Raw genomic sequence first — 14,750 nt, 5'->3', positions numbered from 1 at the left:
CGCGGTCCGTCCGAGGACCGACAAGAGATGGTCGAGGTCGCCGGCATCGGAGGGACAACCCGCGCCGAGCGGTCAGCGGAACACGTCGATGTGCACGTGGTCGCGGTGCTCGAGGATCTTCCGGTCGCCGGGTCGGTCGGGCGGGTCATAGTCGCGCCAGCCTTCGCGGCCCGCGGTCCAGATCCGGTCGTCGAAGATCACGGTGCGGACGCCGAGGCGTGCGGCGTTGGCGACGGCCCAGTGCGCCATCGCCCAGCCCTTGGTCCGGTTCGGCTTGCTGATCGGCCGGACGAACACGTCGATGGCCCGTCCGTCGTAGTGGGCGGAGCCCTCCATGTGTCCGGTGGACACCCCCTCCGGCTCGAAGCCGCCGAGCTGCAGCCGGCCGAACCGGGTGAGCAGCTCGGTGCGGACCGCGTCGGCCCGCGGGGTGAGGCCGCTGGCGACCAGCTCGACGTCGGTCTCGGGGGCGCCGCCGGCGAGGTCGCAGCTGAAGGTGGCGGGGGAGTAGCCGGTCAGCGCGGAGGCCAGGGCGCGGCCGTCGGCCTCGTGGTCGGCGTACGCGTTCGGGAAGGCCGAGCGCTGCACGGCCTGCGCCGCGACGGTGATCTCCATCGTCTCGTAGCCCTCGATCCGGACCAGCGCGTCGAAGAAGGCATTCGTGGCGTAGACCGGGTCGAGCACCTGGGCGGGCGTGCCCCAGCCCTGGGACGGCCGCTGCTGGAAGAGGCCCAGCGAGTCGCGGTCGCCGTAGTCGATGTTGACCAGCTTCGACTCCTGGTACGCCGTGGCGAGGGCGATCGAGGTCGCCCGCGCAGGCAGCCCGCGGCGTACGGCGATCGCGGCGATCAGGGCCGCGTTCTCGGCCTGCTCGCCGCTGACCTCGACGGTGTGGTCCCCGACAGTGACGGTGCAGTCGCCGTCGGGCCCACCGGTCAGCCGGTCGGTCGCCCGGAGCGCGCCGATGCCGACAGCGGCGACGGTCGCCAGGACCGCCAGGCCGATGACGACCGCCCAGGCAGGGTTCTTCACGGCACCCAGTGTGCGTGGGGGCTGGTGACCCGCTCGCTCAGTTGGCGTGCAGCGCGGCGTTGAGGGCGATGCCCTCGCCCTGCCACGGGACGGCCTCGATCGCGCCGGACACCGAGTTGCGGCGGTACAGCACGTTGCTGGCCCCCGAGAGCTCAGCCGCCTTCACGACCCGGGCGTCCTTGCCGGGCTCGAGGACGGTGACCTTGGTGCCGGCGGTGACATAGCAACCGGCTTCGACCACGCAGTCGTCGCCCAGCGAGATGCCGATGCCGGCGTTGGCGCCCAGCAGGCAGCGCTGCCCTACGGCGATGACCTGCTTGCCGCCACCGGAGAGGGTGCCCATGATCGAGGCGCCGCCGCCGATGTCGGAGCCGTCGCCCACGACGACGCCCGCCGAGATCCGGCCCTCGACCATCGAGGTGCCGAGCGTGCCGGCGTTGAAGTTCACGAAGCCCTCGTGCATGACGGTGGTGCCCGCGGCGAGGTGCGCGCCGAGGCGGACCCGGTCGGCGTCGGCGATGCGGACACCGGCCGGGATCACGTAGTCGACCAGGCGCGGGAACTTGTCGACGCCGTACACGGTGACGTGCTGGCCCGCGGCCTGCAGTCGCGCGCGGGTGAGCTCGAAGCCCTCGACGGCGCACGGTCCGGCCGAGGTCCACACGACATTGGTCAGCAGTCCGAAGATGCCGTCGAGGCTCTGTCCGTGCGGCTGGACGAGCCGCGTCGACAGCAGGTGCAGGCGCAGCCACACCTCGACGGTGTCGGCCGGCGCCGCGGCCAGGTCGGGGATCTCGACCAGGGAGACCTCGCGGGTGACGCCGCGCGCCTCGTCGGTGCCCTCGAGCGCGACCAGCTCGGCGGGAGCCTGCGCGTCGGCGGGCCGCTCGCCCAGCGCGGGGGCGGGGAACCAGGTGTCCAGAACGGTCCGGTCGGCGGCATAGGTCGTCAGGCCGAAGCCCCAGGCAGCAGTCACGTGAGCAGATCCTAGCCCTCGGCGATGATCGCCAGCTGCCGGCTCTGCGCGATCAGCCGGCCCTGCTCGTCCCACAGCTCGACGTCCTCGTCGTGGTAGCCGGCGATGACGTGGCGGGCCGTGACGTGACCCAGCGCCCAGACGGTGCCGGTCGGCCGCCGGCGGTAATGGACGGTGAGCTGGATCGTGGCCGAGGCGAGGTGACCGAGCTCGGCGGTGGCGGGCGGGAAGGCGTCGACCATGGCGCCGGCGAGGAGGGCGTCGACCGGACGCTCGTCCGCGGTCCGGATCCAGCAGACCGCCTCGCTCGCCCCGGACGGCTCGCCGTGGAACCAGCCCGGGACGACCGGGGCGCGGTAGCGGTACCGGTCGAGGATCGCCATCATCCCCTCCGGGATCAGGGCGCTCACGTCGGCGCAGTCCTCGGGGCGCGGCACGTCGGGCGCCGCGTGCGGCGTGTGCTCGACCGCGCCGGTGGCGTCCCAGTCGTGGGTACTGACCACGGCGTGCGCGATCTCCTTGGCGTCCTGCACCAGCACCGCGTCGTACGTCGACACCCGGCGGCCCTTGCGGACCTCCCGCACCTGGATGTCGGCCGGACCGGGCAGGGCGGGCCGGAAGTAGGTGATCGAGATGCTCAGCGCGTCCGGGTGCGCCGAGTCCTGGAGCACGGCGTGCTGGAGCAGGGCGAGGACGTAGCCGCCGTTGGGTGTCTGGTTCGCGGTGTTCCAGTCGGCGGTGACCTGGACCCGGTACCGGCCGTCGCCCAGGGGCTCCGCGGTGACCGCGTCGTCGAGGAGGTAGCTCACCGGATCATCCTCGCTCACTCCCCGGTGACACCGTCGAGGCACTCCCGCAGCAGGTCGGCATGCCCGCAGTGGCGCGCGTACTCCTCGATCATGTGGACGAGGATGTCGCGCACGCTGGACGTCTCGGTGCCCTGGCGGAAGGTGACCGTCCGGCCGAGATCCTCGTCACCGAGCCCGTCCAGCCAGGCGTCGGCGAGCGCGACCTGCTCGCGCCACGCCGCCCAGGCCTCCGCGACCGCGTCCTCGGTCGGCTCCACGATCGCGAAGCCGGCGTCGCCGTCGTCGTAGATGCGCTCGCCCTCGACCTCCACGAGCGCACGCTGGAACCAGAAGTGCTCGACCCGGGCCAGGTGCCGGACCAGGCCCAGCAGGCTCAGCCAGCTCGGCGGGACCGACCGGGTGGCGAGCTGCGCGGGTGTCAGGCCCGCGCACTTGCGCTCGAGGGTCGCGCGGTACTGGGAGAGGTAGTCGCGGTAGTTCGCCAGCTCGCCGGTCATGGGCCCACGGTAGGACGCGGCGCAATCCGGTTTCCGCTCCGGCCGCCCACCGCCGTAGGCTGGGGGCACAGCGTTCGAGCCGTCATCAGCGGCGAGCTCCGGGAAGAAAGCCACCAGCAGCCAGCAGGGGCCACTAGAACCCGGCGGGCAGGCCCGTCACAGCCGACAACGAGCGGTCGTCCCGAGCAGTCGGCGAGACGGCAAGCGAGGTGGTACCGCGGCAGACGTCGTCCTCGTGGTTTCGACAAGCTCAACCACCGGACGCACCGCAGGAGACCGCCACCATGACCTACCCCAAGGTCACCACCGACCCCGCCGCCGGCCCTGCCGCCGAGCACCGAGCCGTCCCGTCCTCGCCGCGCTTCCCGCGCATCGAGGAGGGGGTTCTCGCCTACTGGGCCGAGGACGACACCTTCCGCGCCTCGGTCGAGCAGCGCGACCCTGGCGCGAACGGCGAGAACGAGTTCGTCTTCTACGACGGTCCGCCGTTCGCCAACGGCCTCCCGCACTACGGCCACCTGCTGACCGGGTACGTCAAGGACATCGTGCCGCGCTACCAGACGATGCGCGGCAAGCGCGTCGAGCGCCGCTTCGGCTGGGACACCCACGGTCTGCCGGCCGAGCTGGAGGCGATGCGGCTCAACGGCATCAAGACCACCGACGAGATCGTCGAGATGGGCATCGACAAGTTCAACGACGCGTGCCGGGAGTCGGTGCTCAAGTACACCGGCGAGTGGCGCGACTACGTCACCCGTCAGGCGCGCTGGGTGGACTTCGACAACGACTACCGGACGATGAACCCCGAGTTCATGGAGTCGGTGCTGTGGGCCTTCAAGGGCCTGTTCGACAAGGGCCTGGTCTACGAGGGCTTCCGGGTGCTGCCCTACTGCTGGAACGACGAGACACCGCTGTCCAACCACGAGCTGCGGATGGACGACGACGTCTACCAGATGCGCCAGGACCCGGCGGTCACCGTGGGCTTCGAGATCACCGGCGCCAACGAGCGGACCGGTGACCTCGTGGGCGCCAAGCTGCTGATCTGGACCACCACGCCGTGGACGCTGCCCAGCAACCTCGCGGTGATGGTCGGCTCCGAGATCGACTATGTCGTCGTCGAGCACGACGGCGAGCGGTTCGTGCTGGCCGAGGCCCGCCTGGCGGCGTACGCCCGCGAGCTCGGCGACGAGCCCGCCGTGACCTGGCGCGGCACGGGTGCGGACCTGTTGGGCCTGACCTACGCCCCGCCGTTCTCCTACTACGCAGAGCACGAGAACGCCTTCCGCGTCGTCGCCGCCGACGAGGCCGTCACCACCACCGACGGCTCCGGCCTGGTGCACAGCGCCGGAGCGTTCGGCGAGGTCGACAAGGAGGTCACCGACCGCGAGGGCATCGAGCCGGTCATGCCGGTCGGCAAGGACGGCCGGTTCACGCATCCCGTCACCGAGTACGCCGGGATGCTGGTCTTCGACGCCAACCCGCACATCATCGACGACCTCAAGGCGCGCACCGGCGCGGTCACGCCGGGCACCGTGCTGTTCCGGCGCGAGACCTACGACCACTCCTACCCGCACTGCTGGCGCTGCCGCGAGCCGCTGATCTACAAGGGCGTGAGCAGCTGGTTCGTCGAGGTGACGGCGATCAAGCAGCGGATGGCCGAGCTCAACCAGGAGATCCGCTGGGTCCCCGAGCACATCAAGGACGGCCAGTTCGGCAAGTGGGTCGACAACGCCCGCGACTGGTCGATCACCCGCAACCGGTTCTGGGGCTCGCCCGTGCCGGTCTGGAAGTCCGACGACGAGGCCTACCCGCGCATCGACGTCTACGGCTCCTTCGCGGAGATCGAGCGCGACTTCGGCCGACTGCCGCTCAACGCGCAGGGCCAGCCCGACCTGCACCGCCCGTGGGTCGACGAGCTCACCCGGCCCAACCCCGACGACCCGACTGGCCGGTCGACGATGCGGCGGGTGAGCGACGTGCTCGACGTGTGGTTCGACTCCGGCTCGATGTCGTTCGGCCAGGTGCACTACCCGTTCGAGAACGCCGAGTGGTTCGAGCAGCACTTCCCGGCCGACTTCATCGTCGAGTACATCGGCCAGACCCGCGGCTGGTTCTACACGCTGCACATCCTGGCCACCGCGCTCTTCGACAAGCCGGCGTTCTCGTCGTGCATCAGCCACGGCATCGTGCTCGGCTCCGACGGCAACAAGATGTCGAAGTCGCTGCGCAACTACCCCGACGTCTCCGAGGTCTTCGACCGCGACGGCGCCGACGCGATGCGCTGGTTCCTGATGGCCTCGCCGATCCTGCGCGGCGGCAACCTGGTCGTCACCGAGCAGGGCATCCGCGATGCCGTGCGCCAGGTGATGATCCCGCTGTGGAACACCTGGTACTTCTTCGCGCTCTACGCCAACGCCGAGAACTACGAGGCCACGGTCGGCCGCGCGGAGTCGCTGGGCTCCACGGACCCGCTCGACCGCTACCTGCTGGCCAAGACGCGCCAGTACGTCGAGAAGCTCACCGCCGAGATGGATGCCTACGCCATCGCTGACGCCTGTGAGACCACGCGCTCCTTCCTCGACGTGCTCACCAACTGGTACGTCCGCCGCTCCCGGGAGCGGTTCTGGGAGGGCAAGCCGGAGGCGTTCGAGACCCTGGCCGCCGTCCTCGACGTCGTGTGCCGCGTCGTCGCGCCGCTGCTGCCGCTGACCACCGAGGAGATCTGGCGGGGCCTGACCGGCGGCCGTTCGGTGCATCTGGCCGACTGGCCCGACGTCTCCACGCTGCCCGCCGACGACCGGCTCGTCGGCGCCATGGACGAGGTGCGCGAGGTCTGCTCCACGACCTCGGCGCTGCGCAAGGCCGCCCGGCTCCGCAACCGGCTGCCACTCGCCGGGCTCACCGTCGTGGTCGACGACCCGGCCGCGCTGGAGCCGTTCGCCGCGATCGTCGCCGACGAGCTCAACGTGAAGTCGGTGCGTCTGGTCGCCGCCGGCTCCGACGAGGCCGCCGGCTACGGCGTCGAGCAGAAGCTCACCGTCAACGCCCGCGCCGCCGGTCCGCGGCTGGGCAAGGAGGTGCAGCTCGCGATCAGGGGCGCCAAGTCCGGCGACTGGTCGGTGGCCGCCGACGGCTCCGTCGTGGCCGGTGGGCTGCCGCTGGTCGAGGGCGAGTACGCGCTCGAGACGGTCGTCGGCGCCGCCACCGAGGGCGTCGCCACCGGCATGCTGCCCTCCGGCGGCTTCGTCGTGCTCGACACGGTCGTCACCCCCGAGCTCGCCGAGGAGGGCCTGGCCCGCGACCTGGTCCGCGCCGTGCAGCAGGCGCGCCGCGACGCCGACTTCCAGGTCACCGACCGGATCGAGCTCACCATCGCCGGTCCGGCCGCGGTGCTGGCGGCGGCCCGCGCCCACGAGGCGCTGATCGCGGGGGAGACCCTCGCGACGTCGTACACCGTGACCGAGGAGACGCCGGTCGACGCCACCGAGGTCGCGGTCGGCGACGGCGACAAGGCGGCGATCGCGGTCGGGCTCGCCTGACCCGGCGCCGCGACGACGGCCGGCCATGACCCGCGAGGTCATGGCCGGCCGGCGCTCCGCCGCCGAGGATGGGCGGATGCACCCCATCGCCCGTACCTGGATCGACGATGTCCTGGCCGGCTCGCCGGTCGCCCGCACGATCGGGATCGAGGTCGTCTCCGCCCGCGCCGAGGAGGTCGTCCTCGCGCTGCCGTTCCGCGACGACCTCACCACCGTCCCCGGCGTCCTGCACGGCGGCGTCGTCGCCACCCTCGTCGACGTCGCCGGTGCCGCGGCCTCCGCGTCCGGGCTCGGCGACGCGGACGGTGCCACCGGCGGGGCCACCACCCAGTTGGACGTCTCCTACGTCAGCGCCGCGTCCGGTGACCTGCGCGCGACGGCGAGCGTGCTGCGGCGTACCCGGTCGACCACGCACAGCCAGGTCGTCGTGCGCGACACCGAGGAGCGGGTCGTCGCGATGGCCCAGGTGACCAGCCGCATCTTCCACTGAACGCGGACGCCGGCGCCGGGCCAGTGGTGCATCTCGGAAATGGCTCACCCGTCCGCGCGTCCCGAGCACGCACCTCGCCGCGTTGGCGACGCTCGGAAGACAATTCGGTATGCCGTCGCGCCGCCTTGCGATGCACGCACTCGGAACACGCCTACGGGCAAGCCATTTCCGAGCCACACCACTAGAGTGTGAATGCGCCGGGAGGGAACATCCCGCCGGGTCCGCGAAGGGGGCACGGTGAGCCAGTCCGACGGGGAGTCGCCCGGCTCCGACCAGCCGGGTGACGAGCTGGTGCAGGTGTTCGGCGCGATCGCCGCGCTGGCCTACGCCGGCTCCTCGAACGAAGACGTCTACCAGGCGGTCGTCCTCGCCGCGACGAGGCTCGTTCCCGGAGCCGACCACGCCAGCCTGATGATGCGCAGGGGCGACACGTTCGTCACCGTCGCGGCCACCGACGCGGTGGCCCGGGCCATCGACCAGGCCGAGATCCGGCTGCGCGAGGGGCCGTGCGTCGACGCGATCATCGACGAGGGGATGTACCTCGATCCCGATCTCGCCGTCGGCTCCGCGTGGCCCCGACTCAGCCGGTTCGTCCTCGACCGGACGCCGGTGCGCGGGGCGGCCGGGGTGCGGATCGTCGTGGACCAACAGAAGATCGGCGCATTGAACCTGTGGAGCGACATCCCGGGGCGCCTCGACGCGGCCTCCGCCGACCGGGCCATGGTGCTCGCCCCGTTCGCCTCCCTGGCCGTGGCCGCCGAGCACCACCGCGAACAGGCGGCCACGCTGCGCGAGGGCCTGCACAGCAACCGGGAGATCGGCAAGGCCATCGGTCTGCTCATGGCCTTCCACAAGGTGGACGAGACCCGGGCGTGGGAGATCCTTCGCGAGACGAGCCGCGACCTCAACCAGAAGGTGTCGGCGGTGGCGCGCACGATCGTCGACTACCACAACTCGCCCTGGTGAGCCGTGCCGCCGGGGCGAACACGGGGCTGGTTGACTGTCACCCGTGCCCGCTCCGCAGCTCGACCTTGCCGCCGATGTCGTGACCCTGACCCGCCAGCTGGTCGACATCGAGTCGGTGAGCCGTGACGAGCAGGCGATCGCGGACGCCGTCGAGACCGCCCTCCGGGAGCTGCCGCACCTCAGCGTGACCCGCCGCGGCCACACGGTCGTGGCCCGCACCGCTCTCGGCCGCCCGGCCCGCGTCGTGATCGCCGGGCACCTCGACACGGTGCCGGTCAACGACAACCTCCCGAGCCGGTACGACGAGGCGGCGGGCATCCTGCACGGCCTCGGCACCTGCGACATGAAGGGCGGCGACGCCGTCATCCTCAAGCTCGCGGCGACGCTGACCGAGCCGGTGCACGACGTCACCTACGTGCTCTACGAGGCCGAGGAGATCGAGTCCGCCCACAACGGCCTGCGCCTGCTGGGGGAGTCCGACCCCGAGCTGCTCGTGGCCGACTTCGCCATCTTGATGGAGCCGTCCAACGCCGGGGTCGAGGCGGGCTGCCAGGGCACCCTGCGGGTCGAGGTGCGGACGACGGGCGAGCGCGCCCACTCGGCGCGCAGCTGGCGCGGGGTCAACGCGATCCACGGCGCCGCCGAGATCCTCGCGCGGCTCGACGACTACCAGGCCCGGCGCCCGGTCATCGACGGCCTGGAGTACCACGAGGGCCTGAACGCGGTCGGGATCCGCGGCGGCGTCGCCGGCAACGTGATCCCCGACGAGTGCGTCGTGACCGTCAACCACCGCTTCGCGCCGGACCGCTCGGAGGCGGAGGCGCTGGCGTTCGTCGAGGAGTTCTTCGCCGGCTTCGAGATCACGCTGACCGACACCGCCCCCGGCGCGCTGCCCGGTCTCGAGCGACCCGCCGCGAGGGCGTTCATCGAGGCCGTCGGCGGCCAGGTCGCCCCGAAGTTCGGCTGGACCGATGTCGCCCGGTTCACGGTCCTCGGCGTGCCCGCGGTCAACTACGGCCCGGGCGACCCGATGCTGGCGCACAAGCAGGACGAGCACGTCGAGGTCGCGCAGATCGAGAGGTGCGAACGACAGCTGCGGGCGTGGCTGACCGACACCCGCGGCCACACCGAGGAGGAGCAGGCATGACCAGGCGCAACGGACCCGGGCCGCGACCGAGCAAGGGGCGCCCGGAGGGATCCACGACCGACCAGCGCCTCCTCGACAGCCGCGGCGACGGCGGCTGGGTGCACACCGACACCTGGCGGGTGCTGAAGATCCAGGCCGAGTTCGTGGAGGGCTTCAACGATCTCGCGGAGGTCGGGCCGGCGATCTCGGTGTTCGGGTCGGCCCGGATCGCGGAGACGCACCCGGCGTACGACATCGGCGTGCGGGTGGGCGCGGCGCTGGCGGAGGCCGGTTTCGCGGTCATCACCGGCGGCGGGCCAGGTGCCATGGAGGCGGCCAACCGGGGTGCGATGGAGGCCGGCGGCGAGAGCATCGGCCTCGGCATCGAGCTGCCCTGGGAGGCCAAGCTCAACGACTACGTCGGCTTCGGGCTCAACTTCCGCTACTTCTTCGTCCGCAAGATGATGTTCGTCAAGTACAGCCAGGGCTACGTCGTGCTGCCCGGTGGCCTCGGCACGCTCGACGAGCTCTTCGAGGCGATGACGCTGGCCCAGACCCTCAAGATCACCCAGTTCCCGATCGTGCTGATGGGCGTGGAGCACTGGCAGGGCCTGATCGACTGGATGCAGGGCTCGATGCTCGAGGACGCCCGGATCAAGCAGTCCGACCTCGACATGCTGACTCTGACCGACGACGTCGACGAGGCCGTGGCGCTGATGGTCGCGGCCCGCGAGCGGCACGGCTGAGGCCCCTGTCGATGTCCCACCCGATGATGTGGGTGTTCGCCGTCCTCATCGTGCTCGCGATGGGCGGTGTCGCCCTGCTCGCGGCGGGGCGGGGAGAGCCGATGGCGCCGGCGTACGACGACCGGCCGGACGCGCTCGTCCCTGCGACTCGTGCCCTCGGGGCCGACGATCTGCGCCGGGTGCGCTTCTCGCTCGCCCTGCGCGGCTATCGGATGGGCGAGGTCGACGAGCTGCTCGCCCGGCTGGCCCGCGAGCTGGAGGGCGACCGCGCTCCCGGCGTACCGGGAGCGGGGGGTGGGCCGGCGCCCGCGGTCCTGGTGCGTGTGCTCGCCGAGAGCTGGGCCGGCGGCCACCCGGCCGGCAGCGACATCCTCGACTTCTCCACCGAGAGTGTCGACCAGGTGGAGTCCTCCCTCGACCAGTGGTCGCGCCGCGACGGGCGCGGCCCGGCCACGGAGGACGCCGACGTGTGGGCGGCGGGCAGCTACCTCGGGGAGGTCCTGGTCCGCGCCGTCCCCGGCGCCCGCTGGTCGCAGCACCTGGCCTACGACGGCACCCCCGTGGTCGAGATGCCCTCGGGACGATTCGCGAACCCGATCGGCCGGGCGATGGAGCGCTACGACGGTGACGAGGGCGACAGCGTCATCGCGTTCGTCGAGGCCGCGCTGGCGGCCGAGGAAGGGACCCGCTGACAGTCCGCCTGCGCCTGCTGTGCGGCATGAGGGATAATGATCTGGCGCACAGTCGGATGCACAGGGCGTCCGGCGGATCGCAGAGGTAGTGGAAGAGGGGTCCCGCATGGCGGCGATGAAGCCTCGGACCGGCGACGGTCCGCTCGAGGTCACCAAGGAGGGTCGCGGCATCGTGATGCGCGTCCCGCTCGAAGGTGGTGGCCGACTTGTGGTCGAGCTCAATGCCGAGGAGGCTGCCGCGCTCGGCGACGCGCTCAAGAATGTCATCGGCTGACCCACGGCGCCCGGTCCTCCCGGGCCAGGTCTCACCCCCTGAGTTCGCTGCCAGCGAGCTGCCCCCCGGCGCCATCAAGGGCGTCGACGTCGTCGCGCTGCCGGTCCTGCCGGGGGACGACGGCGGGGTGCTGCTCGGCCCGGGGGCCGCTGAGCTGGCCGAGGAGCTCGGCCTCGACCTGGTCGGCATCGCCGAGGTGCACGGCCTCACCGGTGCGAGCGCCGAGGTCGCGGTCGTGCCCGTGCCCGATGGCACCCCGGCCAACCCCGCGCTGCGCGTCGTGCTGCTCGTCGGCGTCGGCGCCGGGCGGCCGATCGACCTGCGTCGCGCCGGTGCCGCCCTGGCGCGGGCCGCCCGTGACCGCGCGGCCGTCGCCACCTCGATCCCCGCCGTCGCCGAGGATGCCTCGCCCGACGACCCGGTGGCGCTCGAGGCGTTCGTGGCCGGCGCCATGCTCGGCTCGTTCGTCTTCCACTGGCGCTCCACCGGCCCCGAGCATCAGCCCGTGCGTCGCGTGGTGCTGGCCGGCGCGGCCACCGACCGGTCCGCGCTGGAGCGCGCGGTCGCGCTCGGCGGCGCCGGCTGGCGCTCCCGCCTGCTCGCGACCGTCCCCTCCAACCTGAAGAACCCCGCCTGGCTGGCCACGCAGGCCGAGGAGATCGCCACCGCGAGCGGGCTCGGCGTCCGGGTCTGGGACGAGGGCGACCTCGACCGCGACGGCTTCGGCGGCATCCTCGCCGTCGGCGCCGCCTCCGCGACCCCGCCCCGCCTGATCCGTCTCGACTACACCCCGACCGGAGTGTCGGCCCGCGCGGCCAAGAAGCTGCCCGTCGTCGTGCTCGTCGGCAAGGGCATCACGTTCGACTCGGGCGGTCTGTCCATCAAGCCCGCCGCGTCGATGGGCTCGATGAAGCGCGACATGACCGGCGGTGCCGTCGTCCTGGCGACCATGGCGGCACTCGCCGACGTCGACTGCCCGGTCCGTGTGGTCGGACTCGTCGCCGCCGCCGAGAACGCCATCTCCGGCAGCGCGCTGCGTCCCGGCGATGTGATCCGGCACCACGGCGGCCGCACCACCGAGGTCGGCAACACCGACGCCGAGGGCCGCCTGGTCCTCGCCGACGCCCTCGCGTACGCCACGGCCGAGCTCGACCCCGCGGTCGTGGTCGACATCGCCACCCTGACGGGAGCCGTCAAGGTCGCCCTCGGCCAGCAGATCGGTGGACTGTTCGCCAACGACGACGCCCTCGCCGCCGCGCTCGACACCGCCGGCGCGCGGGCGGGGGAGCCGCTGTGGCGTTTCCCGCTCTACCGCGGCTACGAGGACAAGCTCGCCTCGAAGGTCGCCGACGCGGCCAACGATCCCGGCGGTGCCGGGGCGATCACGGCCGCGCTCTTCCTGCAGCCGTTCGTGGGCGACGTCGCGTGGGCGCATCTCGACATCGCGTCGGTCGGCGACGTCGAGAAGGAGTGGCACGAGTGGACCGTCGGCCCCTCGGGCTTCGGCTCCCGCCTGCTGCTGTCGTGGCTCGGTTCGGCCGACCCGCTGGCCGGCATCCGCTCCTGACATCGTCGTACCGGACAGAACGGTCGTGATTCGGCCGACTTCGCGACCGATCTGTCCGGTACGACGGGGGTCAGTCGCCCTCGGGGACCCACTCCTTCTTCGCCACGAGCAGCCCGTCGCCGACCGGAAGCAGCGTGGGGATGAGGCCCTCGGTCGCCGCGACCTGCTGCACCAGCTCGCGGATGGCGACCGTCTCGTCGTCGCGCTGGGCCGGGTCCGCGACCCGGTCGTGCCACAGCGCGTTGTCGAACGCGACCACGCCGCCGGGGCGGAGCAGGCGCAGCGCCTCGGCGAGGTAGGCGGCGTACTCGCGCTTGTCGCCGTCGGCGAACACGATGTCGTAGTGACCGTCGGTCAACCGGGGGAGCACGTCGAGGGCGGAGCCGGCGATGGTCCGCACCCGCTGCGGTGCGACGCCGGCCTCCTTGAACGACTCCTTGGCGAGGCGCTGGTGCTCGGCCTCCACGTCGACGGTCGTCAGGACGCCGTCGGGGCGCATCCCGCGCAGCAGCCACACCCCGGAGACGCCGGTGCCGGTGCCGATCTCGACGACGGCGCGCGCCTCGAGGGCGGCGGCGAGGAAGCGCAGCGTAGCGCCCGTCCCGGCACCGATCGGGACGACACCGACCTCCTCGGCGCGCGTCCGCGCGGCCGCGAGGACGTCGTCCTCGGCGACGTAGGTGTCGGCGAAGGTCCAGCTGGTCGCGTTGATCGGTGTCGGAGCCACAGGCTCACCCTATTGCGTCCGGCGCCCGGGACCGTGGACCGTCGCCGGGAACACCCGATGCTCGCCGATCGTTGTGGCGAATGATGAGGGAGTTCACAGGGAACGCTCAGTTCCCACCCCTACGGTGAGAGGAGCCAGGACACCTTGGCGCTGATCCAGCGGAAGAAGGCCACGATGAAGGAGCCCGTCGATCCTCACCCCCAGCCCGCCGGGCAGGGGCAGTCCGACCTGGACTGGGGACGCATCGTCGAGGAGCACTCCGACCGTGTCTACCGGCTCGCCCTGCGGCTGACCGGCAACCGCCATGACGCCGAGGACCTCACCCAGGAGGTCTTCGTCCGGGTCTTCCGCTCGCTGCACACCTACACGCCCGGCACCTTCGAGGGCTGGCTGCACCGGATCACCACCAACCTGTTCCTCGACCAGGCCCGCCGCAAGCAGCGGATCCGGTTCGACGCCCTCTCCGACGAGCGGGCCGCCCGACTCGCGAGCGCCTCGCCGGCGCCCGACCTCGCGTACGCCGACCAGACCTTCGACGACGACGTGTCCGCCGCGCTGGCCGCCCTCCCGCCGGACTTCCGCGCAGCCGTCGTGCTCTGCGACATCGAGGGGCTCAGCTACGAGGAGATCGCCGAGATCCTCGGCGCCAAGCTCGGCACGGTCCGCTCCCGGATCCACCGCGGTCGCGCGCTGCTGCGCACCGCGCTGGCCCACCGCGCCCCGGCCGCCGGACGGACCCGGTACGCCGGTCCCGCGCCGTTGGCCGTCGGCGGGGGAGCGGCGACGTGATCGGCCACCTCGGCACCCGGGTCAGCGCGCTGCTCGACGGACAGCTCTCCGCTCGGGAGACCGAGGAGGCGTGGTCGCACGTCTACACCTGCCACGCCTGCCGGGACCTCGTCGAGCGGGAGGGCTGGGTGAAGACCCGGCTGGCCGGCCTGTACGAAGGTGAGCGCGGCGCGCCGTCCGGGCTCAAGGGCTCCCTGCTCAGCATGCCTCCCGGGGAGGCGCTGCTGGCGGGTCACGAGCCGCACACCCCGCACCGCCGGACGGCCGGTGCGGTGTTGCTCGGCGGCGGCGCGATCGGTGCCGCGATGCTCGGTGTCATCGCGCTCGGCTTCGCGCCGGGCGCCGGCCCGCCGGCCGACCGGCGTCCACCCGCCTCCCAGATCAACACGACGGTTCCCCCGCCGTCCGGCTCGCCGGGATCGACCGGCGTCGGCACCGTTGGGCGCTCCGGCGTGCCCGGCCTCGCGCCGGTACGCCGGATGCTGCCCTGACCCTGTCGGTGTGGGTCCATCGGACATGATGG

At 72.3% G+C, this 14,750-nt stretch carries 15 protein-coding genes; 10 read left to right on the top strand and 5 right to left on the bottom strand.

The features are described 5' to 3' along the window. Positions 1-72: 72 nt before the first annotated feature. The 4 genes from QJ852_18730 to QJ852_18715 are packed head-to-tail and all read right to left on the bottom strand — an operon-like array spanning position 73 to position 3,314. Positions 73-1,032 (bottom strand): hypothetical protein, encoded by a 960-nt coding sequence (locus QJ852_18730; protein WGX95185.1) that lies wholly within the window; start codon positions 1,030-1,032, stop codon positions 73-75. Positions 1,033-1,069: 37 nt separating this feature from the next. Next, a complete protein-coding gene (dapD, locus tag QJ852_18725) occupies positions 1,070-2,008 on the bottom strand; it encodes a 2,3,4,5-tetrahydropyridine-2,6-dicarboxylate N-succinyltransferase (GenBank protein ID WGX95184.1) in 939 nt (312 codons plus the stop codon). 11 nt (positions 2,009-2,019) lie between these two features. Continuing rightward, positions 2,020-2,817, bottom strand: coding sequence for a thioesterase family protein (locus tag QJ852_18720; protein WGX95183.1), 798 nt, complete (start codon positions 2,815-2,817; stop codon positions 2,020-2,022). Positions 2,818-2,831: 14 nt separating this feature from the next. After that, positions 2,832-3,314, bottom strand: coding sequence for a DinB family protein (locus QJ852_18715; GenBank protein ID WGX95182.1), 483 nt, complete (start codon positions 3,312-3,314; stop codon positions 2,832-2,834). 284 nt (positions 3,315-3,598) lie between these two features. Here QJ852_18715 and ileS point away from each other — a divergent pair, with 284 nt between their 5' ends. From ileS to QJ852_18675, 8 genes are all read left to right on the top strand, one after another. Then, positions 3,599-6,850 (top strand): isoleucine--tRNA ligase, encoded by a 3,252-nt coding sequence (ileS, locus tag QJ852_18710; GenBank protein ID WGX95181.1) that lies wholly within the window; start codon positions 3,599-3,601, stop codon positions 6,848-6,850. Positions 6,851-6,926: 76 nt separating this feature from the next. Continuing rightward, entirely contained in the window at positions 6,927-7,340 is a 414-nt protein-coding gene (locus QJ852_18705; GenBank protein ID WGX95180.1) for a PaaI family thioesterase, read from the top strand. Positions 7,341-7,577: 237 nt separating this feature from the next. Further along, positions 7,578-8,306 carry a GAF and ANTAR domain-containing protein gene (locus QJ852_18700; GenBank protein ID WGX95179.1) on the top strand — a complete coding sequence of 243 codons (729 nt, stop codon included), beginning with the start codon at positions 7,578-7,580 and terminating at the stop codon, positions 8,304-8,306. Between the two features lie 43 nt (positions 8,307-8,349). Next, entirely contained in the window at positions 8,350-9,453 is a 1,104-nt protein-coding gene (gene dapE, locus QJ852_18695; GenBank protein WGX95178.1) for a succinyl-diaminopimelate desuccinylase, read from the top strand. Then, positions 9,450-10,178 carry a TIGR00730 family Rossman fold protein gene (locus tag QJ852_18690; GenBank protein ID WGX95177.1) on the top strand — a complete coding sequence of 243 codons (729 nt, stop codon included), beginning with the start codon at positions 9,450-9,452 and terminating at the stop codon, positions 10,176-10,178. The genes dapE and QJ852_18690 overlap by 4 nt, the downstream gene beginning before the upstream one ends. Before the next feature lie 11 nt (positions 10,179-10,189). Then, complete coding sequence (locus QJ852_18685; protein ID WGX95176.1) at positions 10,190-10,870, top strand: DUF6278 family protein; 681 nt, start codon at positions 10,190-10,192, stop codon at positions 10,868-10,870. Positions 10,871-10,976: 106 nt separating this feature from the next. After that, positions 10,977-11,144 carry a DUF3117 domain-containing protein gene (locus tag QJ852_18680; protein WGX95175.1) on the top strand — a complete coding sequence of 56 codons (168 nt, stop codon included), beginning with the start codon at positions 10,977-10,979 and terminating at the stop codon, positions 11,142-11,144. Next, positions 11,131-12,711 (top strand): leucyl aminopeptidase family protein, encoded by a 1,581-nt coding sequence (locus QJ852_18675; GenBank protein WGX95174.1) that lies wholly within the window; start codon positions 11,131-11,133, stop codon positions 12,709-12,711. The genes QJ852_18680 and QJ852_18675 overlap by 14 nt, the downstream gene beginning before the upstream one ends. Positions 12,712-12,781: 70 nt before the next feature. Here QJ852_18675 and QJ852_18670 read toward each other — a convergent pair whose 3' ends face one another. After that, positions 12,782-13,438 carry an O-methyltransferase gene (locus QJ852_18670; protein WGX95173.1) on the bottom strand — a complete coding sequence of 219 codons (657 nt, stop codon included), beginning with the start codon at positions 13,436-13,438 and terminating at the stop codon, positions 12,782-12,784. Between the two features lie 174 nt (positions 13,439-13,612). Between QJ852_18670 and sigE the strand changes: the two genes are divergently transcribed. Then, entirely contained in the window at positions 13,613-14,227 is a 615-nt protein-coding gene (gene sigE, locus QJ852_18665) for an RNA polymerase sigma factor SigE (protein ID WGX95172.1), read from the top strand. Further along, positions 14,224-14,718 (top strand): hypothetical protein, encoded by a 495-nt coding sequence (locus QJ852_18660; protein ID WGX95171.1) that lies wholly within the window; start codon positions 14,224-14,226, stop codon positions 14,716-14,718. The genes sigE and QJ852_18660 overlap by 4 nt, the downstream gene beginning before the upstream one ends. Positions 14,719-14,750: the final 32 nt, after the last annotated feature.

This window comes from Nocardioides sp. L-11A, assembly GCA_029961745.1.
Classification (GTDB): Bacteria; Actinomycetota; Actinomycetes; order Propionibacteriales; family Nocardioidaceae; genus Nocardioides.
The sequence above is the reverse complement of the archived record's forward strand: the minus strand, read 5'-3'. Positions and strand labels throughout refer to the sequence as shown.

Bases quoted from the DNA above. Each gene is read 5' to 3' on its own strand.
- QJ852_18715 (WGX95182.1), bottom strand. From the start codon at position 3,314: ATGACCGGCGAGCTGGCGAACTACCGCGACTACCTCTCCCAGTACCGC.
- ileS (WGX95181.1), top strand. From the start codon at position 3,599: ATGACCTACCCCAAGGTCACCACCGACCCCGCCGCCGGCCCTGCCGCC.
- QJ852_18705 (WGX95180.1), top strand. From the start codon at position 6,927: ATGCACCCCATCGCCCGTACCTGGATCGACGATGTCCTGGCCGGCTCG.
- QJ852_18690 (WGX95177.1), top strand. From the start codon at position 9,450: ATGACCAGGCGCAACGGACCCGGGCCGCGACCGAGCAAGGGGCGCCCG.
- QJ852_18685 (WGX95176.1), top strand. From the start codon at position 10,190: ATGTCCCACCCGATGATGTGGGTGTTCGCCGTCCTCATCGTGCTCGCG.
- QJ852_18680 (WGX95175.1), top strand. From the start codon at position 10,977: ATGGCGGCGATGAAGCCTCGGACCGGCGACGGTCCGCTCGAGGTCACC.
- QJ852_18675 (WGX95174.1), top strand. From the start codon at position 11,131: ATGTCATCGGCTGACCCACGGCGCCCGGTCCTCCCGGGCCAGGTCTCA.
- sigE (WGX95172.1), top strand. From the start codon at position 13,613: ATGAAGGAGCCCGTCGATCCTCACCCCCAGCCCGCCGGGCAGGGGCAG.